We start from the raw sequence: 21,560 nt of genomic DNA, 5'->3' as shown, positions 1-21,560 counted from the left end.
CCGGGGGCTTCCCCCGGCGGGACACGATCGCCATGGAGGTGCCCGCGCCTCCGCCGCCCCCTCCTCTGCCGCCCAAGCACCGTCTCACCGTCGCGCAGAAAGCGGTGGCGGGGCTCGCCCTGGCCGCGATGGCGGTCGGCGGCGGCGTCGTGGGCGCGGCCGTCGCCAACTCGTTCCAGCCTGAGCCGGTGGCGAGCAGCAGCCCCAGCTCGCCCAGCCCCGTCTTCAAGTCCGCCGCCGACCAGCTCACCGTGGCCGAGGTCGCCGCCAAGGTGCAGCCGTCCGTCGTGATGATCCAGGGGCAGAGCGGCGAGGGCTCCGGCGTCGTACTGTCCGAGGACGGGCTCATCCTCACCAACAACCACGTGGTCGTCGGCGCGGGGCAGGGCGGCCAGATGACCGTCAAGTTCAGCGACGGCAAGACGGCCAAGGCCACCGTCGTCGGCACCGACCCCGCCACCGACCTCGGCGTCATCCGCGCCGAAGGCGTCTCGGGGCTGACCAAGGCCACGCTCGGCGACAGCGACCAGCTCAAGGTCGGCGACCCGGTGCTCGCCATCGGCAGCCCGCTCGGCCTCGACGGGTCCGTCACCGCCGGCATCGTCAGCGCCCTGGACCGCACGCTCAACCTCGGCGACGAGCAGCCGCAGGTCCCGCCGGGCTGGGGCCAGCAACAGCAACAGCAGCAGCAGAGCGCGCCCACCACGATCGGCGGCGCCATCCAGACCGACGCCTCGATCAACCCGGGCAACTCCGGCGGCGCGCTGGTGAACGCGGCCGGCCAGCTCATCGGCATCAACACCGCCATCGCCTCCCAGGCGCAGGGCGGCGGCGTCGGCTTCGCCATCCCGGTCAACACCGCCAAGCAGGTGGCCGACCAGCTCATCAGCACCGGCAAGGTCACCCACGCCTTCCTCGGCGTGAGCGTCACCGACGCCACCGGCGACGTGCCCGGCGCCCTGATCAGGCAGGTCACCGCGGGCAGCCCGGCGGAGAAGGCGGGGCTGCGGGAAGGCGACCTGATCACGAAGATCGGCGACAAGGCGGTTGACGCGGGCGATACGGTTGTCGGGCAGGTCAGAGGTTTCAAACCGGGCCAAGAGGTCAAGATCACATATATGAGGGATGGCGCGACGGCCGAGGTCGGTGTCACTCTCGCGGAGAACAAGTAACAAGGACCCCCTCATGGACGGGTGTGCCGTTGAGATCGCTGCGGACTCGGCGGCACACCCCCCCATTCAGGCCCCCTGCCGAACGCGGGGGCCTGTTCTCATGAGAAGCGCCGGCCCTCGTCGCGCCGGTAGGCCCAGGCCGCCGCGATGGCCGCCACCACGGTCCACGCGGCCAGCGAGACCAGCGCCACCGCGTCCGGCGTGGTGCCCGCCGTGACCGCCCATATCAGCTCGGCCACCCCGCGGGTCGGCACGTACGGGGAGACGACCTGGACGAAGCCGGGCAGCATCGCCGGCGGCAGCAGCAGCCCGCCCATGATCGCCATCGGGAAGAACAGCACCTGGGACGCGGCGATCGCTGCCTTGGCCGACATCACGGAACCGATGAACAGGCCCATCAGCATGAACGGCACGACCCCGGCGACCAGCACGCCCAGCCCCAGCAACAGCCCCAGCGGCGTGATCGTCGCCTCGGTGAGGAGCGCCGCGACCAGCAGCACCGGCACCACCGACACCAGCGTGCCGGCCAGCATCGCCAGGATCCGCCCGGTGAAGCGGGGGAGCGGGCCCGCGGGAAGCGTGCGCAGGTAGGGGTTCCACGGCAGCTCGCGGTCCTGGGACACGGTGATGCTCAGGTTGATGAGCGACCCGGCCATCGCGCCGAAGATCATCATCGACCCCGCCGCCATGGTCGCGGCCTTCGGGACGTCACCCACGAACGGCACCGCGAACGCCGCCATCGAGATGGCCGGGAACAGCGCGGCGGCCAGCAGCCCGACGGGCACCCTGAGCTGCTCCAGCAGGAAGAGCCTGGTGTGCGCGATGACCAGGTCAGGCATGAGCGGACTCCTTCGCGGTGAGGGTGAGGAAGGCCTCCTCCAGAGTGGTCGGCCTGATCTCCAGGCCGGAGAACGGCGTGCCGCTGCGGACCAGCTCCACGACCAGCCGGTCGGGGTCGGCGGTCATCAGGTTGACCCGGCCGTCCACGCGTTCCGTGCCGAGCACGCCGGGCAGCTCGGGCAGCTCGTCCGCGACGAGCGAGACGTGCCGGGCGCTCACGACGTCCCGCACGGCCCGCACGGTGTCGTCGGCCAGCACCCTGCCGGAGCCGACCACCACGACCCGCTCCGCCAGCGCCTCGATCTCCTCCAGGTAGTGGCTGGTCAGCAGCACCGTGCCGCCGTCCTCGTGGAAGGACCTGATGCCGTCCCAGAGGGCGCGCCTGGCCTCCACGTCCAGCCCTGTCGTCGGCTCGTCGAGGAAGACCAGCCGCGGCTTGCCCGCGAACGCCAGCGCCACCGCCAGCCGCCGCCGCTGCCCGCCCGACAGCCCGCCGACCTGCCGCTTGACCAGGTCGTCCAGCCCGAACCTGGCCAGCAGCTCGCCCTTGTCCTCGCGGCCGGCGAAGTGCGCGGACACGAAGTCGACGATCTCCCCGACGCGTAACGTCTCCGGCAGCCCCGTCTCCTGCGGCGTCACGCCGATGCCGCGGCGCGCGGCCGGGTCGCGCGGCGAGCCGCCGAGCAGCTCGACCGTGCCGGACGTGGGCCTGCGCAGCCCCACGAACAGGTTGATCAGGGTGGACTTGCCCGCGCCGTTGGGGCCGAGCAGGCCGACCAGCTCGCCCGCCCTGATGTCGAGTGAGACGCGGTCGAGCGCCAGCACGTCGCCGTAGCGGCGGGAGACCTCGATCGCACGGGCCAGAACCGTCATCGCGCCCCTCCGGCGTTGTCGAGCAGGGTGCGGATCGCCTTGGTGTAGTCCTCGAAAGCCAGCCGCCCACGCCTGGTGAGGGCCACGAACGTGACCGGCGTACGGCCACGGTGAGTCTTGTTGATCGCCACGTATCCCGCCTCTTCGAGCTTGGTCAGGTGCACCGACAGGTTGCCCGCCGTCATGCCGAGCAGATCCTTGAGCGAGTTGAAGGCCATCTCGTCGCCCTCGCCGAGGACGTTGAGCGCGGCCACCACGCGCAGCCTGGCCTGGGCGTGGATGACGGGGTCGAGCTCGGGCAGAGCCTGATCCGTCGTCACGAGCGGAGCCTCAGGGCCACCCCGACCGCGATGAAGCCTCCGCCCAGCAGCGCGGCCGTCAGCAGCGCGTGCCATCCGGCGCCGAGCAGCAGGCCCAGCGCGTTCACGGCGCCGATGAAGACGCCGAAGAAGAACATGGGCCAGTTGAGGAAGACCGCGCCGCCCGCCATCTGCAGCGCCGCCACCAGCATCAGCGAGGAGCCCGCCCACAGCAGGCCGCTCTCCTCGGCCGGCAGGTGCGGGGATATCCTGTTGCACAGGACGGTCATGAGCGTGAACCCGGCGAACCAGGCGTAGCCGAACATGGTTCCTCTGGCCTTCGAATCGCCGCGCACTATCTGGTTCAGCCGGACGAACCCCAAGGCGGAGATGCCGCCCGCCACGACCTGCGCCACCATCAGCACGCCCACGGCCTGCATCTGGCTGATCGGCGCGTAGGGATGCCCGTCCAGGCCGTAGTGCAGGAAAAGCGCGGTGAAGCCGAGCGCCCAGGCCACGCCCCAGGGGACGTAGAGCAGGAGCGGATCGCCGTAGATCCATCTCGTGGTGGCGGCGCTCTGCTCCTCGATCAGCCGGAGCATCTCGTCGGGGCTCGGTGTGCGCTCGTCGTCCACCATGCAAACTCCTCGATGTATCAAACTGGTTTGCATCGTAAACCTCATGGCGGCGCAAACTCAAGTCCCGAGCCGTCCGGCACGGCTACCGCCTGGTCAGGACCTCGGACTCCCACAGATCCCGGTAGTAACCGGGCACGGCCACCAGCTCGTCATGCCGCCCCCGCTGGATGACCCGGCCCTCCTCCAGCACCACGATCTCGTCGATTCCCTCCAGCCCCTTCAGCCGGTGGGTCACGAGCAGCGTCGTGCGGTCGCGGGTCACGTCCAGCAGATCGGCCATCAGCCGGTCGGCCGTCTCCTCGTCCAGCGCCTCGGCCGGCTCGTCAAGCAGCAGCACCGGCGGGTCGTACAGCAGTGCCCTGGCCAGGGCCAGGCGCTGCAACTGGCCGCCGGACACGGTCCTGCCGTCCTCGCCCAGCTCGGCGTCCCAGCCGGTGCGCTCCACCCAGCCGTCCAGCCTGGCGTCCCGCACGGCGCGGCGCAGCGCCTCGGCGCCGGCGTCCGGGCCCGCCAGGCGCAGGTTGTCGCGCAGGGAGGCGCGGAAGATGTACGGGTCCTGCGTCAGGCCCGTCATGAGAGTGCGTACGTCGTCGCCCGCCAGGTTCGCCAGGGGAGCGCCGTTGACGGTGATCGTGCCGGACTCGGGGTCGATCAGGCGCATCAGGGCGGCCAGCAGCGTGCTCTTGCCCGCGCCGCTGGGGCCCACGACGGCGACCCGCTTGCCGGGGGTCAGCCGCAGCGACACCCCGTCCAGCGCGGGCCGCCCGTCCAGGGCGGGCCGCCCGTCCAGCGCGGGGCGGGCGTCCGGTGCGGGGCGGGCGGGTGTCGCGTGGCGGACCACGAGGTCGTCGATCTCGATGGTCAGGGGCGCCTCGGGCCGGGGCGCGGGCGCGGTGGGCTCCGCCGTCGCCGGGGCGGCCGAGCGCACGTCGCGCAGCCGCCGCAGCGCCGCCGTGATGCCCGCCATCCGCTCGCCCGCCGCCGCCAGCGGCAGCACGGGCTCGAAGGCCACCAGGGACGTCAGCGCGAGCACGGCCGTACCCACGGAAGAGGCGCCCGCGCCCTGCGCGAGCAGGACGACGGCCGCCACGGTCAGCCCCTGCACCAGCGTGCCGCCCGCCAGAGCGGCGGCGTGGACACGGGCCTGGCGGCGCTCCAGCGCGGCCAGCGCCTCGTCGGCCGCCAGCGCCTTCGCCAGCGCCTCGTCGTCCGCCCCGTACGCGGCCAGGTCCGCCGAGCCGTGCACCAGATCCGCCACCCGGCTCGCCAGCGCGGCCCGCGCGGGGGCGATCCTGGCCGACCAGCGGCGCGCCGCCGCCGCCGTGCCCGCCGGCAGCGCCACCCCGGCCACCACCAGCCCGGCCACCAGCACCAGCGCCGCCACCGGCATGATCGTCAGCCCGATCACGACCGCCGCCAGCCCCGCCATCGCCGCCGCGGCCGCGGGCAGGAGGCAGCGGACGAGCAGGTCCTGCACGGCCTCGGTGTCGTCCACCATCCGGCTCAGCAGGTCGGCGCCGCCGTGGCGGGGGCGCTGCGGGGGAATGAGGGCCTCGTACAGGCGTTCGCGGGTGCCCGCCTGGGCGCGCAGGGCCACGTCGTGGCCGGTGAGGCGCTCGGCGTAGCGGAAGACGCCCTTTCCGGTGGCGAACGCCCTGGTGGCCACGATCGCCACGCTCAGGGCGGCCAGCGGTGGTTGTTCTGCGGCCCTGGTGATCAGCCAGGCGGCGGCGGCGATCAGGCCCAGCCCGGCCAGGTCGGCCGCCGCGCCCGCCAGCACCGCCCACACCAGCCGGGTGCTCATCCGCCGGTTCATCGCGCGCTCCCTTCGGGCCGCGCCGTCACGGCGGGCGTCGTGCTCACGCTCACCCCGGGCGCGCCGCCCTCCGCCCCGGCGCGTGCGCCACCGCTCACCGCCCCGGGCGTGGCGCCCTCCGGCAACGTGGGGGTGGTGCTTCCCGGCGGTGCGGGCGTGGGCGTGGGGTCGGCCGGTGGGTGGCGAGGGCGGGTGGTGTCGGAGACGATGCGGCCCTCGTGGACGCGGATGACCCGGTCGGCGAGGTCGATCATGGCGGGCCGGTGGGCGACGATGACGGCCGTGCGGCCGCGCGCCAGGTCCGAGGTGCCCGAGACGACCGCCGCCTCGCTGCGCCCGTCCAGGCGGGCCGTGGGCTCGTCCAGCAGGAGCACCGACGCGCCGGGGCGGCAGAAGGCCCGCGCCAGGGCGATGCGCTGCCGCTGCCCGGCCGAAAGGTTGGCGCCGCGCTCGCCCAGCACCGTGTCGAACCCCTGCGGCAGGGACGCCACGAAGTCGGCGTGCGCCGCCGCCGCTGCCCTGCGCACGTCGTCCGGCGAGGCGGTGGGGGAGCCGAGGCGGATGTTGTCGGCGACCGACGTGGCGAACAGGTGCGGCCGCTGGGCGACGAACGCCAGCCGCGCCCGCCAGGCCGCGAGGTCGAGGTCGCGCAGGTCGGCGCCGTCCACGAGGACGCGGCCCTCGGACGGCTGGATGAAGCCGAGGATCAGGTGGAGCAGCGTGCTCTTGCCGCCGCCGCTCTCGCCGACCAGGGCGACCCGTTCGCGTGGGCCGATCGTGAGCGTGACGTCCTCCAGGGCCGCGCCGTCCCGCCCGGGATAGCGCACCGTGACGTGCTCCAGCCGGATCTCCGGTGCGTCGCCGGGCTGCGATGCGTCGCCGTCTCGTGCTGTGTCTCCGGGCCGCGCTGCCTGGGCGGGCCGGGGTGCGTCGGCGGGCCGGGGTGCATCGGCGGGCCGCGGGTCGTCCCCCGGCCGGTCCAGGACGGCGAAGGCCGCGTCGGCGGCGGCCACCCCCTCCATGGAGGCGTGGAACCGCGTCCCCATCGCCCGCAACGGCAGATAGGCCTCCGGCGCCAGCAGCAACACCAGCAACGCCGTGGTCAGGTCCAGCGACCCCCCGAGCAGCCGCAGCCCCACCGGCACCGCCACCAGCGCCAGCGAGAGCGACGCGCACAACTCCAGCACCAGCGACGACAGGAACGCCACCCGCAACGTCCGCATGGTGGCGGTGCGGTGCGCGTCGGCGATCTGCTGGATGACGGTGGCCTGGTAGCGGGCCCGGCCGAAGGCGCGCAGGGTGGGCAGGCCGCGCACCACGTCGAGGAAGTGCCCGCCGAGCCGCGACAGCGCCACGAACTGCCGTTCGGTGACCGCCTTGGTGGTCATGCCGACGAGCGCGCCGAAGACGGGGATGAGCGGCAGCGTGACGAGCACGATCACCGCGCTGGCCAGGTCGGCGGCGAACAGCCGGACGAGGACGGCGACGGGCACCACGGCGGCCACCGCGATGGACGGCAGGTAACCGGTCAGGTAGTTGTCGAGCCCGTCGAGGCCGCGCCCGGCCAGGGTGACGAGTTCGCCGGAGCGGTGCGCGGTGAGCCGGGCAGGGCCGAGCTCGCGCAGCCGTTGCAGGAGCCGGTGCCGCAGGGCGGACTTCACCCCGGTGGCGGTGTGCCCGGCGTAGACGCCCTGCGTCCAGGCCAGCAGCGCCCGTACGCCCACCACCGCCGCCAGCACGGCCAGGACGCCGGTGGCGAAGCGCCCGGACAGCACCCCGGCCAGCAGTTCGGCCTGCACCAGCACGAGCAGCCCCGCGAGCACGGCGGCGGCCATCGTGACGCCCAGGTGGCGGCGGACCGAGCGCTCGGCCCGCATGAGTGCGAACAGATCCTTGTGCACGTTCCCTCAGAAGAACGACGGCAGGCGGTAGGCGTCCTTGCCTGGCCGGAAAGTGCGCCATACCCATACTTGCGCCCCCAGCATGATGGGTGCGACGGGCAGGACCATGACACTGAGCACATTCAGCGTGGCCGCGGGCGCGCTGTGCTCCAGCAGGTACGGCATCGCGCCCCCGAGCACCCCCAGCGCGGGCAGCGCGGCGACGATCCCCGACGCCAGCAGCACCCGCCCCGACCGGGTGACGCCGAACCGCCCCGGCGTCCGCCAGCCGAGGAACGTCCAGCCGTGGAAGGCGAGCAGCAGGGTGACGACGACGCCGAGCAGGAGCCCGAGCGGGTGCACGGGCGGGGAGTCGAAGCCGGTGGCGGCGGCGTACAGGGCCATGCCCCAGCCGGCCGACAGCCCGAGTGAGCCGAACGCGATGGCCGCGTCCCAGAAGCCCCGCCAGGCGGAGCCGTCCAGGCGGCGGCGGAACCACAGCCCGGCGTCCCGCAGCACCCAGCACAGCAGCATGGCCACGACCAGCGGGTAGAGCCCGAACAGGACCTCGCCTTCGAGCAGCGGGTAGACGCCGAACATGGTTCCGGCCACGGCCACCAGCCACACCTCGTTGGCCAGCACGTACGGGGCCATCGCGGCGACCATCCTGTCCCGGTTCTCGCGGGTCCTGCCCAGCACCGGCAGCAGCAGCCCCACGCCCAGGTCGAAGCCCTCCAGCGCGAAGTAGCCGGCCAGCAGCGCCGTGAAGACGGCGAACCAGATCACTTCCATGTCGCGGACACTCCTCAGTAGCTGGGGGCGGGGGTGCGGGGCTCGTCGCGGGTGGCGCCGAGGTCGAGGGCGTGCGGGCCGCGCCTGACGACCCGGGCGATGAGCACGTAGTCGACGACGGCCAGCAGCCCCAGCACGGCGCCGAACCCGAGGAGCGAGGTCGTCACCATCCCGGGGGTGAGGCCGGGTGACATGGCGTCGGCCACGGTGAGCCGCTCCCAGATCATCCAGGGCTGCCGGCCGATCTCCCTGGCCATCCAGCCGAGGATGGACAGCACGAACGGCAGCGGCGTGATCGCGATCAGGATCGGGTGCGTCCATCGTGCCCGCGGCAGGATCCTGATCATCGGCAGCATCACGAGCAGCACGAAGAGCCCCAGGAGCTGACCGAACTCGATCATGAACCCGAGCCCGGTGGCGGCCAGGAGGTTGTGGCTGCCGAACTTGTTCTCGGGGACGGCGGCGAACTGCGCGTATCCGAAGCCCATGGTCAGGAGGACGCCGATGGCCGCGGTGACGACGCCGGTCCGCAGCGACCGGCTGAAGAACTCGGTTTCCCGCGCCTTGCGCCGCAGCCGGTACGCGCTCGCGCCGACCAGCACCATGCCGCCGGTGAACAGCCCGGCCCCGGCGACGTGCGGGAAGGAGAAGACGAGCGCCTTGTTGGTGAACAGCGCGCCGACGTCCGTCAGCGCCATCCGGCCGCCGCTGACGACGGCGCCGGCGGGGTTCTGCAGGAAGGAGTTGGCCACCATGATGAAGAACGCGCTCGCGTACGCCGTCAGCGTCACGAGCCAGATGCACGCCAGGTGCGCCCATCTGGGCAGCCGCCCCCAGCCGAAGATCCACAGGCCGAGGAACGTGGACTCCAGGAAGAACGCCACCAGCGTCTCCATGGCCAGCGGCGCGCCGAACACGTCGCCCGCGTAGTGCGACAGCCCGCTCCACGAGAGGCCGAACTGGAACTCCATCACCAGCCCGGTCACGATGCCCAGGGCGTAGTTGATCACATAGATCTGCCCCCAGAACCGGGTCATGCTCTCGTGTAACGGCTTGCCGGACATCGCCCACCGGGTGTGCATGATCGCCACCAGTGGCGCCAGCCCCAGCGTGAGCACCACGAACAGGAAGTGCAGGCTGCCCGTCACCGCGAACTGTGTCCGCGCCAGATCCAATGCGTCCATCACCGCTCCGATATTGTGCCTCGCTACATATAGACAGCCTATATGTAGACTGGCTACTTAGCGGAACGGTGTCTAGGATCAGTGACATGAACCCTGATGCGCTGCGCGGTCACATGGACGCGCTGTTGCTCTCAGTGCTGGAGCGCGAGCCGCTGCACGGCTACGCCATCATCGAGGCGCTGCAGGAACGCAGTGGAGGCGCGCTCAACGTGCCCACGGGCACCGTCTACCCGGCGCTGCGCAGGCTGGAGCGGATCGGCCACCTGTCGAGCGAGTGGGCGACGGTGGGCGGGCGCAAGCGGCGCACGTACCGGCTGACCGACTCCGGGAGGAAGCAGCTCCAGGGGGAGCGGTCGGCCTGGCAGGAGTTCACCAGCGTGATCGGCGGCGTCCTGCGGGCGGACGCGAGCGCCGTGCGCTAGCGGGCCGCCCGGGTCATGCGCACACACCGGGTGGCGCCGTAGATCTGGATCGCCCACATGGCCGACGTCACCAGGTTCGCCATGAGGGCGGGCAGGCCGTCCAGGGTGTTGGGGGAGTCCATGCCGAACGTCATCAGCAGCCCCAGGCCCGCCGTGACCGGCAGCGAGGCGAAGACCAGTACGCCCAGCGACCTGGTGGCCAGTCTGGGCCGGCGGATCCAGCGCGAGCCCCGGCTCAGGGCGTAGAGCACGAGGCCGCCGTACAGGCCGGTGCCGAGCTGGATGACGTCGAGCAGCCGGGAGGCGGAGGAGTACCACCACGGCTGGGCGAGCCAGGCCTCGTCGGTGCCCGGATATATCCGCCACAACACTGACCACATGGCCACCGTGATCGGCACGCTGATGAACAGCAGCACCCCCAGCCGCCGCCCCGCGACGACGGTCAGCTCGGCCTGGTAGCCGGGCGCGACCTCGCGGATCTCGCCGAACTCCGCCACCGCCAGCCGCTCGGCCTCCGCCCGCTCCAGGCCGCCGGCCTCGAACGCGTCGGCGGTGTCGGTCAGGCTGTCGCGGGCCTCGACGACGAGGTCCCGCTTGGGGCCGTGCGGGCCGCTCAGGGCGCCGTCGAGCTCCGCCACGTAGTCGTCGATGAGCATGGCTCAAGTCTAGGGAGAGCCGATCTAGGGGGTCCATCAGGGAGCACCCTGAGATTCGTCCGGGTTGTCATGTAGGAAAATTCCTACGTATAGTGGCTGACATGCCGATCTCCTCCATTCTCACGGTCACCGTGCCCGTCGCCGACCAGGAACGGGCGCTCGGCTTCTACACCCGCGTCCTCGGCTTCGAGGTGCGCACCGACAACCCGTTCCCGATGGGCCGCTGGCTCACCGTCGCGCCCGAGGGCGCCACGACCACGCTGCTGCTGGCCTCCTGGTTCCCCGGCATGGCGCCCATCGGTGGCCTCGTGCTGGGCGCGCCCGACCTCGACGCGCTGGCCGCCGGGCTCAAGGAGGGCGGAGCCGCCTTCCAGGGGCCGAGCCAGGAGGCGTGGGGCCGCCAGTTGCTCTTCCACGACCCGTTCGGCAACGGCTTCGTGGTCAGCCAGACGTGAGCGCCGACCACGTGTTCACCGCCCTGGCCAGCCCGGCCAGGCGCGAGCTGCTGCGCCTGCTGCTCGATGAGGGCGCCCAGCCCGCCGGGCGGCTGGCCGAGCGGTTCGACATGAGCAGGCCCAGCGTGTCGGAGCACCTCAAGGTGCTCAAGGACGCCGGGCTCGTGGCCGAGACGCGCCAGGGCAGGGAGCGGCACTACCGGCTGGAGGCGGCGCCGCTCATGGAGATCCGCGACTGGCTCACCCCGTACGAGCGGTTCTGGCGCGAACGGCTGACCGCGCTCACCGCACTCCTCGACGAGATGGAAGACGAAGATGACTCAAGAACCGACGGCTGAGGACCTGCGGGCGATCAGGCTCGACCAGTTCATCGCGCATCCGCCCGCGAAGGTGTGGCGGGCGCTCACCGAGCCCGACCTGGTCGCCCGGTGGCTCATGCCGGGCGACTTCAAGGCGGAGGTGGGGCACCGGTTCACCTTCACCACGCAGCCCAAGAAGCAGGTCGGGTTCGACGGGATCGTGTACTGCGAGGTGCTGCGGATCGAGCCGGAGAAGCTGCTGCGGATCAGCTGGAGCGACGGCAAGGTCGACTGGACGGTCACCTGGCGGCTGGAGCCCGAGGGGAGGGGGACCCGGCTGTTCCTCGACCACGAGGGCTTCGACCCGGGCGACGAGCTGCAGCAGCTCTCGCGGCGGATCATGGGCGGCGGCTGGCCGCGCATGTTCGGCGCCATCGAGAAGATCGCCGAGGAGCTCTGAACGACACGAGGGCTCAGCGATGCAGGGCCGGGTGGACGGGCTCGGCGCGGATGCCGGCGTGTGAGGTGGAGCTCCAGGCCACGGCCGCCGCCATCAGCGCCATCAGCAACGCGAACCAGGCCGCCGCCCGCCCCATGCGCATCCCGTACCCGCACAACAGCCACGACACCGACAGCCACCACCCGTGACCGGCCTGCCTGCGCATCTCCATGGCGGCGAAGGCGAAGTCGGCCGAGGTGGCGCTGTCGGCGGGCCGCAGCCCGGCGTACAGCGCCGCCAGCCGGTCAGGTGAGGTCCCGGGGTCACCGGGGTCGCGCGGGTGGGCGGAGCCGGTGTGCATGGTGCGCTCGTCGGCCAGCGCCCGCCGCCGCGAGAACCACCGCAGCATGGGCCACCGCAGGCTCACCCGCACCCCGCGCGGCGTGAGCGCGAACGTGCACTCCTTGACCCGCACCCCGGAGGGATGGGTCAGCCCCGCGAACCGGCACGCCGACAGGTCCAGTCTGAGCAGTTCGAGGCTGGCCGCGTCGACCTGCCGCAGCGACGTGAGCGTGGACCTGCCGCGCCCCATGACGGTGGCGGGGCCGCGCAGCACCGCGCCCTCCAGGTCGGCCTGCGAGTCCGTCAGCCGCACGGTCGTCGGCCCGGTCACCTCCACGCGCCGCAGGTCCACCCCGCACCGGGCGACGGCCACGTCGAGCAGCCCGTCGGCGCGCGCCCTGGCCGCCGAGAGCCTGCCGGTGGCCGACAGGTACGCGTCGGCGGCGAAGTGCGCCGCCTCGAACCCGGCGTGCCCGCTGACCTTGCGGAACGACAGCGTACGGCCGAACCGCGCCCCCCTGAACGCGCCCCCGTCGCCGAGCCGGGCGCCGTCGAAGGTGGCGTACCCGTCGAACCTGGCCCGCTCGCACGACAGCCCGTGGCCGAACACCGCCTGGCTGAACAGCGCGTCGCGCGACATCACGGCCCGGTCGAGCGAGGCGTGCCCGCGCACGGTGACGCCGTGGAAGGACAGCTCCCTGGCGAACCGCACGCCCGCCAGTGACACGTTGCCCTCGAAGCGGGCGCCGAAGAACGAGGCCAGCCGGTCGAAGCGGGCGCCGTCGAGCGAGACGTCCCCCGCGAACGTCACCCCCGACAGCCGCACGTCGCCGGTGAACCTGGCCCGGTCGAGCCGGGTGCGGCCGGGTCTGCGGCCCGTCGCGTCGAGAACCCTGGACAGCAGGTCGCTGGTGACGGTGGTGCCCCGCAGGTCGAGCAGGCGGCCGGGGGAGAGGCCGGCCAGGGCCGCGCCGAGTTGTTCGGGATCGAGGTGAGCCAGGCAGAGGCCTGACGGCCGGCTAGCGACTCCGGTGCAAGCAGCGGAATACGCGCAGGTGACCCAGTCCATGCATGGGTGATACCCGCCGCGGCCCGCGTCAAGGTTCACCAATTTTAGGGTCTAATCACTTTTCTAGGGATATATGCGGCCTAAATGTTCCGGCTCCTTCGCGTCCCGCTCCGGGCGGCGCGCGGGCATGGAATGCTGGTGTCGGGTACGTGGTTGAGACGGATGCACTGCTAGCGACGACGAGCGAGGAGCCACTTGTGGCGACCATCGAAGTAACAGAGAAGAACTTCAACGACATCGCCGACAAGGGGATCGTGCTGCTCGACTTCTGGGCCGAGTGGTGCCCGCCGTGCAAGAAGTTCGGCCCGATCTTCGAGCAGGCGTCGGACAAGCACGACGACATCACCTTTGGCAAGATCGACACGGATGCCGAGCAGGGGCTCGCGCAGGGGTTCGACATCACCTCGATCCCCACGCTGATGGCCATCCGTGACGGCATCGTGGTCTTCGCCCAGGCCGGCGCCATCCCCGCGCCCGCGCTGGAAGACCTGATCCGTCAGGTGAAGGCGCTCGACATGGACGCCATCAGGGCCGAGCTCAGCGAGGAGCTGAAGAACGCCCAGCAGAACTGACCCCACCCATGACAAAGCCCCGCCCAGCGGCGGGGCTTTCGCGTTTGCCTGACGGGTTTCCTGACGGCGTCAGAGCTTGCGGCCGACGCCGACGTAGCCGAAGTTGACGCCGTTGCCCGGCGCGTCCGGGTCGTCGGGACGCCAGCCGTTCGGGTACGTCAGCCCCGGCTCGGCCAGCTCGTACCCCTCGAAGAAGCGCAGGATCTCCTCGCGGGTGCGCAGGTTCAGCGAGGCCGTGGCCTTCTTGTAGATCTCCAGGGCCTGCGGGGTGGTGTCCGGCGTGGAGTCCACGGCGTGGCTGATCACCAGGTGGCTGCCGGGCGCGCTCACCTTGCGCAGCTTGGCCGCCACGTCGTAGGCGATGTCGTCGGGGATGAAGTGCAGGATCGCCAGCGCCAGGAACGCGACCGGCTGCTCGAAGTCCACCAGGCCGCCCAGCTTGTCGAGCAGCGCGTCCGGCTCGCGCACGTCGGCCTGGAGGAAGTCGACGTTGTCCTTCCTGGCCAGCAGCGCCCTGCCGTGCACGCACACCACGGAGTCGTAGTCGACGTAGACGACGCGCGCCTCGGGCGCGATCTCGTGCGTGTTGCCCTGGGTGGGCAGCCCGGCGCCGAGGTCGACGATCTGGCGTACGTCCTGGTCGACGAGGTGACGCACGGCGCGGCGCAGGAAGGCGCGGTTGGCGCGGGCGCCTACCTTGGTGTCGGGGAAGGTCTTGAGAATCTGCTCCGCCGCCGCCCGGTCGGCGGCGAAGTTGTCCTTGCCGTCGAGGTAGTAGTCGTACATACGCGCGACGTTGGGGACGTTGGGGTCGACGCCCTCCGGAGCAGTGTCCACGTGGTCTCCCGAAAAATGGCCTCTTTCGGGGTGATCATAGCTCCGGAGGCCGCGTTCACATCGGTAAATGGGTTCTTGCGGCAATGAGACCTAAATCACTCGAACAGGGCGTGATGCGGCATGCGCGCCCTGGAGTCGAGCGATTCAGCCCCGGTACAGCTCCGCCACCCGGAACGCGAGGTCGAGCGACTGGCCGCGGTTGAGCCGAGGGTCGCACGCCGTCTCGTACCGCGTGGCCAGGTCGGTCTCGCCGATCTCGAACCCGCCGCCCACGCACTCCGTCACGTCGTCGCCGGTGAACTCGATGTGGATGCCGCCGGGGTGCGTGCCGAGCGAGCGGTGCACCTCGAAGAATCCGGCCACCTCGTCGAGCACGTCGTCCAGGCGGCGCGTCTTGTGCCCGCCCACCGCCTCGAACGTGTTGCCGTGCATCGGGTCGCAGATCCAGGCCACCTTGGCGCCGGTCGCGGTGACCTCCTTGACCAGCGCGGGCAGGTGCTCGCGGATCTTGGAGGCGCCCATCCGGGTGATGAACGTGAGCCGCCCCGCCTCGTTGGCCGGGTTGAGCTTGTCGATCAGCGCCAGCGCCTCGTCGGGCGAGGTCGTCGGGCCCAGCTTGACGCCGATCGGGTTGCGGATCTTGGAGAAGAAGTCGACGTGCGCCCCGTCGAGCTGACGGGTGCGCTCGCCGATCCAGACCATGTGCGCCGACACGTCGTACGGCAGCCCCGTGCGCGAGTCGATGCGCGTGAGCGCCCGGTCGTAGTCGAGGATGAGCGCCTCGTGCGAGGAGTAGAACTCGACCGTGTGGAACTCCTCGGGGTCGGCCCCGCACGCCCGCATGAACGCCAGCGCCTGGTCGATCTCCCTGGCCAGCTGCTCGTAGCGGCGCCCGGCGGGCGACTCGGCCACGAAGTCCTGGTTCCACGCGTGCACCTGCCGCAGGTCGGCGTAGCCGCCCTTGGTGAAGGCGCGCGCCAGGTTGAGCGTCACCGCGGAGGAGTGGTACGCCTTGAGCAGCCGCCACGGGTCGGGTCTGCGCGCCTCGGGGGTGAAGTCGAACCCGTTGACCATGTCGCCCCGGTAGGCGGGCAGCTCGACGCCGCCCCGGGTCTCGGTGCCCTTGGAGCGCGGCTTGGCGAACTGGCCGGCCACCCGGCCGATCTTCACCACCGGCACCCGGCCCGCGTACGTCAGCACGATGGCCATCTGCAGCAACGTCTTCAACTTCTGGCGCACGTTGTCGGCCGTCGCGCCGGCGAAGGTCTCGGCGCAGTCACCGCCCTGAAGGACGAACGCCTCGCCGCGGGCGACCGCGGCCATCTGCTCCTTGAGCTGGTCGCACTCGCCGGCGAAGACCAGCGGGGGCAGGCCGCCGAGCTCGGCGACAACCTTGTCGAGCTCGCCGCGGTCCGGCCAGTCGGGCTGCTGCGCCGCGGGGAGGGCTCGCCAGGAATCGAGATCCACTAGATTGCTGCTCACGAGATACGAGGGTATTCCACTGGCTCGGCACCACCGACCCCCTTGTCCACGTTGTGAGAATGCGGTTATACGCAGACGAACCCAGGGGCAGTCAAAGTTCCTTTACGGTGACGTGCTCGGGCCGTACGCCGTGGCCGATGAAACGCGGCGCCACCCGGTTGAGCAGCGGGATCCTCGTCAGGTCCGGCGGCAGCCCCGACGGGTCGAGCCGCCGCGTCAGCGCCCGGCTGATCACCAGGTTCTGCACCACCCGCTGGGCCGCCTGCGTCACCCTGGCCGGCGGCATGCGCCGGCGCTGCACCCGGTGCAGCGCCGCCTCGGGGATCGGCGCGCCCGACCTGAGTGGCCCTGCCAGCAGGTTGGCGGTGGCCACGGCGTCCTGGACGGCCAGGTTGATGCCGACGCCGAAGACCGGCGACATGGCGTGCGCGGCGTCCCCGATGAACAGCAGCCCCGGCCGGTGCCAGCGGCGCAGCCGGTTGATCATGACGGTGAGCACGCTGACGTCGTCGTACGAGCCGAGCTGCCCGATCCGGTCGCCCAGCCACGGCAGCAGCCCGGCCACCGGGCCGCGCAGCGCGTCGATGCCCTGCCGGGTCATCTCGTCGTAGCCGCCCTTGAGGACGAGGTAGGCGAGCTGCCAGTAGCTCTCCCGGTTGATCGCGACCATCATGTGGCCCGGTGACAGGCGCAGGAACGTGTCGTCGCGGTCGCGGGGCTCGCGGGGCAGCCTGAACCACACCACGTCCATCGGCGCGCCCAGGTCCTGCGGCACCAGGCCGGCCCGCTCGCGCAGCACCGAGTGCCGGCCGTCGGCGGCGACCGTCAGCGCCGCCCTGATCTCGTGCTCTCCCGTGGCGTCGCGGTAGCGCAGGCCGCGCACCGCCCCGCCCTCCCGGATCAGGCCGCAGGCCTCGGCGTTCATCAGCAGCCGGAAGCCCGGGTAGCGGGCGGCGGCCGACGTGATGAGGTTGAGGAAGTCCCACTGCGGGACGAACGCCACGTACCGGTATCGGCCGCGCAGCCGGCGCAGGGTCGCCATCCGCACGTCGCCGCGGTCGGTGGCCAGATACAGGTCGTACGCCTTGCGGTGCGGCAGCCTGAGGAACTCCCCGGCCAGACCGAGCTCGTCGAGCACCTGCAGCGTCGAGGGATGGATGGTGTCACCGCGGAAGTCCCGCAGGAAGTCGCCGTGCTTCTCCAGCAGCGTCACCTCGACGCCTGACCTGGCCAGCAGCAGGGCGAGCATCGCCCCGGCGGGACCGCCGCCCGCTATCACGCAGCTCATAATTCATCACCTAATGAGATTGTGACATCTCATGCGAAATGAGCAAGGCTCACGGCCATCCGGCGTGCCCGAGCCACCGAAGTACATGCAGTGAGCCGCCTCTCACACACAGGGAGTGGAAATGAAGGACGAACTCCACACCCTCTCTGGCGCCTACGCCGTGCACGCACTGCCGTACGCCGAGTGGGTGCAGTTCGAGAAGCACCTGCATGCGTGCGTCACGTGCGCGGAAGAGGTGCGGCACCTGCGCGAGACGGCCGCGAGGCTGGCGGAGACGGTGGCCGAACGGCCGCCCGCCAGGCTGCGGGAGCGCCTCCTGGACGCCGCCTCCCGATCCAGGGGCTTCGAGGACCCGCCGCCACGGCAGGTGCCCGACGACGGCCCGACCGTCTGGAAACGCCCCGCGCCACCCGCGCCGGGGGACACGGGGCAATCGGCGACGCTCAGCCTCCCGCCGGAGGGGAACGCCTACCGGATGGGGCCGTCCATCCCCGTGACGGCCGACGGCGCGCAGGTGGTGCCGCTGCGGCGCCGCCGCACCAGGACGCTGGCGGCGCTGACCGCGATCTCCGCCGCGGCGGCCGTCGCGCTCGGCGTGGTCGCCTTCGACGCCCGCCGCGACCTCGGCGACCTGACCAGCAAGAACGAGGAGATGGTTGCGGTGCTGGCCGCCCCCGACGCCGAGACCATGCGCGAGCCCGTCACCACCGGCGGCATGGTCACCGCCGTGATCTCGCGCGACATGGGCCGCATGGTGTTCACCTCGTCAGGGCTGGCCGAGCTGCCCGACACCAAGGGGTACGAGGTGTGGCTGATGGGCCCAGGCGGGCCGCGCCCCGCCGGGCTGCTCGACGCGCGGCAGGACGGCGTCAGCCACCCCATGATGCTGGCGCCGCTGGACCGCGACGAACGCATGGCGCTCACCATCGAGCCCGCCAGCGGCTCGGAGCAGCCCACCACACAACCCATCATGCTTGCCGAATTGCCCGAGGCGTGATCGAACAGGGATAGACCGGGCGGCCCAGGCGGTCAGATACTCGATCATGCGTATCTTCGCCGCCCTGACACTGGCCGCCGCCCTGTTATGCGTGTCCCCAGCGGCACCCGCCTCCGCAGCCGAACCCGGCGCGGCGACGGTCGTGCCCGTCCAGGTGACGGGCGCGCCGGCCAAGAGATTCAATCTGATCATCCTCGGTGACGGTTACACCGAGGCCGAGCAGGCCAAGTTCCGAGCGGACGCCGACCGGCACCTCAACGTGATGTGGTCGATCGAGCCGTTCAAGTCCTACCGGAACTACCTCAACGTCTACCGCGTCGACATCGTCTCCGGCGAGTCCGGTATCAGCTGCGACCCCGGCCTCGACGCGCCGCGCCGTACGACGCCGCTCAGCATGGGCTTCTGGGGCCGCTGCAACCCCGCCAGCGTCCAGCGCCTCATCACCATGGACAACGCCGCCGCCACCCGTTACGCCGACCTGGTCACCGGCACCACCTCCGGCAACCGGCAGATCCTCGCCCTCGGCAACAGCGGCACCTACGGCGGCGCCGGCGGCTCGTACGCCACCGCCTCCGGCAGCAACAGCATGTCCGCCCTGATCAGCCCGCACGAGCTGGGCCACTCCCTGGGCGGGCTCCAGGACGAGTACGACTACTACCAGCGCGGCGTGCCCGGCGGCGCGTACACCGGCGCGGAGCCGTCCAGCGCCCACCACACGCTGCTGACCCCGCAGGAGATGCTCGACCAGCGCAGGAAGTGGTGGCGCTGGCTCGGCGAGCCCAGCGAGTCGGGCGGCCCGATCGGCCGCTACGAGGGCGGCCTGTACTACACGACCGGCGTGTGGCGGCCCAGCGCCCACTCCATGATGAAGACCCTCGGCTACTACTTCGACCAGGTCAGCCGCGAGGTCATGACGCAGCGCATCACCGCCAAGACCATGCTGATCCAGGACGCCACGCCCGCCGGCGCGCCCGTCGGCGCCGACCGGGTGCTCTGGGTCGAGCCGATGCGCCCCGTCAGCCACTCCCTCCGCACCGCCTGGACCGTGGACGGCGAGGAGCTGCCCGGCGACCGCGACTCGCTCGACCTGCGCACCCTCGGCCTCGCCCCCGGCACGCACACGGTCACCGCGACCGTCTCCGACCCGACAGAATTCGTCCGGGACCCGGCCATCAGGACCGCCATGACCAGGACCCGCACCTGGACCGTGGACACCACGATCACCACCCCGCCGGACGGCGTCGAGCCCGCGTTCGTCTCCTCCACCCCCACCGACCGGCCGCTCGGCCGCGAGGACGTCGTCTACGTCGAGACCACCCACCCGGCGGCCACCGTCCCCGAGGTCACCTGGACCCTCGGCGGCCGCACCTACCAGGGCACCGACCTGGACCTCGGCGAGCTCGACGCGAAGGCGGGCACGCTCACCGCCACTCTCGGCGGGCGCACCCTCACCTGGACGATCGACGCCACCGGGCCGAGCACCGGCTACGAGCTGTCGAAACCGCTGGCCAGGTCCGGCGACACCTACGTCTACAACGGCCCCTTCACCATGCGGCTCACCGGCGACGACGACCGCGACGGCTACGTCGTCTCGGAGTCGCGGGTGGACGGCGACGGCTGGTTCAACTACTTCGGCTGGCCCACCTCGTCCGAGCTGCCGTGGACGTTCTCCGAGCAGGGCACCGTGATCGACTCCCTCGTCTACGGCAGGCTGCCGCGCGGCAGGCACGTCGTCGAGTACCGCTCGATCGACGCCGCCGGCAACTACGGCGAGGCCGAGAGCTTCACCGTCACGACCATCGCCCCGCCGCCCGCCTGCACCAGGATCGTCACGGGCACCCATCGCGGCTCGCTCACCGTCACCGACGGCGTCACCTGTCTCGACGGCGCCCAGGTCACGGGGGTCGTCACGGTCAGGCCCGGCGCGTCGCTGGTCGTCAGCGGCGGCCGGATCACCGGCGCGCTCAACGCCGTGCGGCCCGCCCAGGTGCACCTGCTCGGCGCCCGCGTGGACGGCGCGCTCGCCGTGAGCGGCGCCGCCGCCCTGACCATCGTCGGCGCGGACGTGCGCGGCGCCGCGCTGCTCAGCGGCAACACGGCGCCGATCCTGTCCGGCAGCACGATCAAGGGCGCGCTCGCCTGCACGGGCGGCACACCCGCCGACCTGGACGTGCCCAACACGGTCAAGGGCGGCAGCCGGTGCGGCGACCTACCCGGCGGCCGGCCCGCCGAACGGCCGTACGAGGCGGTCCAGCACGTCCGTCAGTGACGCGGTAGCGAGATCGCGGACCCTGGCGTACTCGTCCGGCGGGTACTGCCGGGGTCCGTTCTCGATCAGCAGGATCAGGTACAGGTAGGCGCGGTAGAGGTCGAGCCTCGTCCGCGCCGCCGCCGTCAGCTCCAGCGGAGCCACCTCGCGGTAGCCCGCCAGCAGCGGATCGTCCTCCGCCAGCTCCCCGAAGATCGTCGGCGTGACGAACTCGGCCAGCGGGTCGCCCCAGAAGGCCCGCTCGTGGTCGATGATCGCCTGGATCCGCGGCGTCCCGCTCAGATCGAGGAAGACGTTGCCCGCCCACACGTCGAAGTGCACCAGCCGCGGCGACGTCACCTCGTCCAGCGCGGGCGCCGCGGCCTCGAACACCGCCAGGAGCTCCGCGGCGGGCAGCGGCAGCGGCGTCGGATACCGCTCGGTGTCGCCCAGCAGCGCCGCCGTCATCGCCAGGAACGCCTCGCGCCAGGTGGCGCCGGTGATGCCCGCGTGCGGGTAGCCGAACACCTCGCCCGTCACCGCGTTGAACCTGGCCAGATGCCCGCCCAGCTCCCTGCGCAGCTCCGCGTGGTTGTCCGGCTTGACGTCGTTCCACGAGACGCCGTCGAGCGCGGCCAGCAGCAGGTAGTCGCCGCCCAGCACCGGGTCGTCGTAGCCCGCCCGCAGCAGCCCCGCCACGGGCACGCCCGCCGCGGCGGCCAGGCCGATCGCGGCGGCCTCCATGCGCAGCAGGTTGCGCTCGTAGCTGAGCTGCTCCAGGTCGGGCGGGGGAGACAGCTTGAGCACCGCCTCGCGCCCGTCGTCCAGCTTCAGGCGCCAGACGGCGTTGGCGTAGCCGTCGGTCAGCTCCGTGGCGGCCGTGACGCCCGTGCCGACCGCGCGGCGTACCAGCGCGTCGAGCTCGGCGTCGGATAACCGGCGCTTGGTCCTGCTGTCCAC

At 71.8% G+C, this 21,560-nt stretch carries 22 protein-coding genes; 8 read left to right on the top strand and 14 right to left on the bottom strand.

Annotation, left to right across the window (positions count from 1 at the left end):
- The coding region (locus tag FXF51_RS50085; protein WP_148441903.1) for a S1C family serine protease at positions 1-1,172 on the top strand (1,172 nt) is incomplete at its 5' end.
- Positions 1,173-1,270: 98 nt separating this feature from the next.
- Here the strand turns inward: FXF51_RS50085 and FXF51_RS50080 are convergent.
- The 8 genes from FXF51_RS50080 to FXF51_RS50045 all read right to left on the bottom strand — a co-directional run bounded on the left by FXF51_RS50080 (position 1,271) and on the right by FXF51_RS50045 (position 9,494).
- The gene (locus tag FXF51_RS50080) at positions 1,271-2,011 is read right to left on the bottom strand and encodes an ABC transporter permease (RefSeq protein WP_148441902.1); all 741 of its coding nucleotides are present in this window, start codon (positions 2,009-2,011) and stop codon (positions 1,271-1,273) included.
- The gene (locus FXF51_RS50075; RefSeq protein ID WP_148441901.1) at positions 2,004-2,885 is read right to left on the bottom strand and encodes an ABC transporter ATP-binding protein; all 882 of its coding nucleotides are present in this window, start codon (positions 2,883-2,885) and stop codon (positions 2,004-2,006) included. Before FXF51_RS50075 ends, FXF51_RS50080 begins: the two co-directional genes overlap by 8 nt.
- Positions 2,882-3,205, bottom strand: coding sequence for a winged helix-turn-helix domain-containing protein (locus FXF51_RS50070; protein ID WP_262380407.1), 324 nt, complete (start codon positions 3,203-3,205; stop codon positions 2,882-2,884). Before FXF51_RS50070 ends, FXF51_RS50075 begins: the two co-directional genes overlap by 4 nt.
- Entirely contained in the window at positions 3,202-3,822 is a 621-nt protein-coding gene (locus tag FXF51_RS50065) for a hypothetical protein (protein ID WP_148441899.1), read from the bottom strand. The genes FXF51_RS50070 and FXF51_RS50065 overlap by 4 nt, the downstream gene beginning before the upstream one ends.
- Before the next feature lie 82 nt (positions 3,823-3,904).
- Positions 3,905-5,638 (bottom strand): thiol reductant ABC exporter subunit CydC, encoded by a 1,734-nt coding sequence (gene cydC / locus FXF51_RS50060; RefSeq protein ID WP_262380406.1) that lies wholly within the window; start codon positions 5,636-5,638, stop codon positions 3,905-3,907.
- Entirely contained in the window at positions 5,635-7,539 is a 1,905-nt protein-coding gene (gene cydD, locus FXF51_RS50055) for a thiol reductant ABC exporter subunit CydD (RefSeq protein ID WP_262380405.1), read from the bottom strand. Before cydD ends, cydC begins: the two co-directional genes overlap by 4 nt.
- 6 nt (positions 7,540-7,545) lie before the next feature.
- Entirely contained in the window at positions 7,546-8,310 is a 765-nt protein-coding gene (locus FXF51_RS50050; RefSeq protein WP_148441898.1) for a cytochrome d ubiquinol oxidase subunit II, read from the bottom strand.
- Positions 8,311-8,324: 14 nt separating this feature from the next.
- The gene (locus FXF51_RS50045) at positions 8,325-9,494 is read right to left on the bottom strand and encodes a cytochrome ubiquinol oxidase subunit I (RefSeq protein ID WP_148441897.1); all 1,170 of its coding nucleotides are present in this window, start codon (positions 9,492-9,494) and stop codon (positions 8,325-8,327) included.
- An 86-nt stretch (positions 9,495-9,580) separates the two neighbouring features.
- On the opposite strand from FXF51_RS50045, the gene FXF51_RS50040 reads away from it, so the two are divergent.
- Positions 9,581-9,916 carry a PadR family transcriptional regulator gene (locus FXF51_RS50040; protein ID WP_148441896.1) on the top strand — a complete coding sequence of 112 codons (336 nt, stop codon included), beginning with the start codon at positions 9,581-9,583 and terminating at the stop codon, positions 9,914-9,916.
- Here the strand turns inward: FXF51_RS50040 and FXF51_RS50035 are convergent.
- Positions 9,913-10,572, bottom strand: coding sequence for a permease prefix domain 1-containing protein (locus FXF51_RS50035; protein ID WP_148441895.1), 660 nt, complete (start codon positions 10,570-10,572; stop codon positions 9,913-9,915). The two genes, FXF51_RS50040 and FXF51_RS50035, sit on opposite strands and share 4 nt — an antisense overlap.
- 101 nt (positions 10,573-10,673) lie before the next feature.
- Between FXF51_RS50035 and FXF51_RS50030 the strand changes: the two genes are divergently transcribed.
- The 3 genes from FXF51_RS50030 to FXF51_RS50020 are packed head-to-tail and all read left to right on the top strand — an operon-like array spanning position 10,674 to position 11,786.
- The gene (locus FXF51_RS50030; RefSeq protein WP_148441894.1) at positions 10,674-11,027 is read left to right on the top strand and encodes a VOC family protein; all 354 of its coding nucleotides are present in this window, start codon (positions 10,674-10,676) and stop codon (positions 11,025-11,027) included.
- On the top strand, positions 11,024-11,365 hold the full coding sequence (locus FXF51_RS50025; protein WP_148441893.1) for an ArsR/SmtB family transcription factor: 342 nt from the start codon (positions 11,024-11,026) through the stop codon (positions 11,363-11,365). Before FXF51_RS50030 ends, FXF51_RS50025 begins: the two co-directional genes overlap by 4 nt.
- A complete protein-coding gene (locus FXF51_RS50020) occupies positions 11,343-11,786 on the top strand; it encodes an SRPBCC family protein (protein WP_148441892.1) in 444 nt (147 codons plus the stop codon). Before FXF51_RS50025 ends, FXF51_RS50020 begins: the two co-directional genes overlap by 23 nt.
- 13 nt (positions 11,787-11,799) lie before the next feature.
- Here the strand turns inward: FXF51_RS50020 and FXF51_RS50015 are convergent, their stop codons facing one another.
- The gene (locus tag FXF51_RS50015; RefSeq protein WP_148441891.1) at positions 11,800-13,176 is read right to left on the bottom strand and encodes a pentapeptide repeat-containing protein; all 1,377 of its coding nucleotides are present in this window, start codon (positions 13,174-13,176) and stop codon (positions 11,800-11,802) included.
- Positions 13,177-13,373: 197 nt separating this feature from the next.
- Here FXF51_RS50015 and FXF51_RS50010 point away from each other — a divergent pair, with 197 nt between their 5' ends.
- Positions 13,374-13,748 carry a thioredoxin family protein gene (locus tag FXF51_RS50010; RefSeq protein WP_148441890.1) on the top strand — a complete coding sequence of 125 codons (375 nt, stop codon included), beginning with the start codon at positions 13,374-13,376 and terminating at the stop codon, positions 13,746-13,748.
- Positions 13,749-13,817: 69 nt separating this feature from the next.
- Here the strand turns inward: FXF51_RS50010 and FXF51_RS50005 are convergent, their stop codons facing one another.
- The 3 genes from FXF51_RS50005 to FXF51_RS49995 all read right to left on the bottom strand — a co-directional run bounded on the left by FXF51_RS50005 (position 13,818) and on the right by FXF51_RS49995 (position 17,355).
- Complete coding sequence (locus FXF51_RS50005; protein ID WP_148441889.1) at positions 13,818-14,585, bottom strand: SAM-dependent methyltransferase; 768 nt, start codon at positions 14,583-14,585, stop codon at positions 13,818-13,820.
- A 144-nt stretch (positions 14,586-14,729) separates the two neighbouring features.
- Complete coding sequence (locus FXF51_RS50000; protein ID WP_148441888.1) at positions 14,730-16,067, bottom strand: class II 3-deoxy-7-phosphoheptulonate synthase; 1,338 nt, start codon at positions 16,065-16,067, stop codon at positions 14,730-14,732.
- Positions 16,068-16,158: 91 nt separating this feature from the next.
- Positions 16,159-17,355 carry an FAD-dependent oxidoreductase gene (locus tag FXF51_RS49995; protein ID WP_148441887.1) on the bottom strand — a complete coding sequence of 399 codons (1,197 nt, stop codon included), beginning with the start codon at positions 17,353-17,355 and terminating at the stop codon, positions 16,159-16,161.
- Between the two features lie 121 nt (positions 17,356-17,476).
- Here FXF51_RS49995 and FXF51_RS49990 point away from each other — a divergent pair, with 121 nt between their 5' ends.
- Together FXF51_RS49990 and FXF51_RS49985 are read left to right on the top strand one after the other, a co-directional pair.
- A complete protein-coding gene (locus FXF51_RS49990; protein ID WP_148441886.1) occupies positions 17,477-18,352 on the top strand; it encodes an anti-sigma factor domain-containing protein in 876 nt (291 codons plus the stop codon).
- Positions 18,353-18,398: 46 nt separating this feature from the next.
- On the top strand, positions 18,399-20,621 hold the full coding sequence (locus FXF51_RS49985) for a M64 family metallopeptidase (RefSeq protein WP_222871820.1): 2,223 nt from the start codon (positions 18,399-18,401) through the stop codon (positions 20,619-20,621).
- On the opposite strand, the gene FXF51_RS49980 is transcribed toward FXF51_RS49985, so the two are convergent.
- Entirely contained in the window at positions 20,562-21,560 is a 999-nt protein-coding gene (locus tag FXF51_RS49980; RefSeq protein ID WP_148441885.1) for a phosphotransferase family protein, read from the bottom strand. The two genes, FXF51_RS49985 and FXF51_RS49980, sit on opposite strands and share 60 nt — an antisense overlap.

It is taken from the genome of Nonomuraea sp. PA05 (assembly GCF_008086045.1).
Classification (GTDB): domain Bacteria; phylum Actinomycetota; class Actinomycetes; order Streptosporangiales; family Streptosporangiaceae; genus Nonomuraea; species Nonomuraea monospora.
The sequence above is the reverse complement of the archived record's forward strand: the minus strand, read 5'-3'. Positions and strand labels throughout refer to the sequence as shown.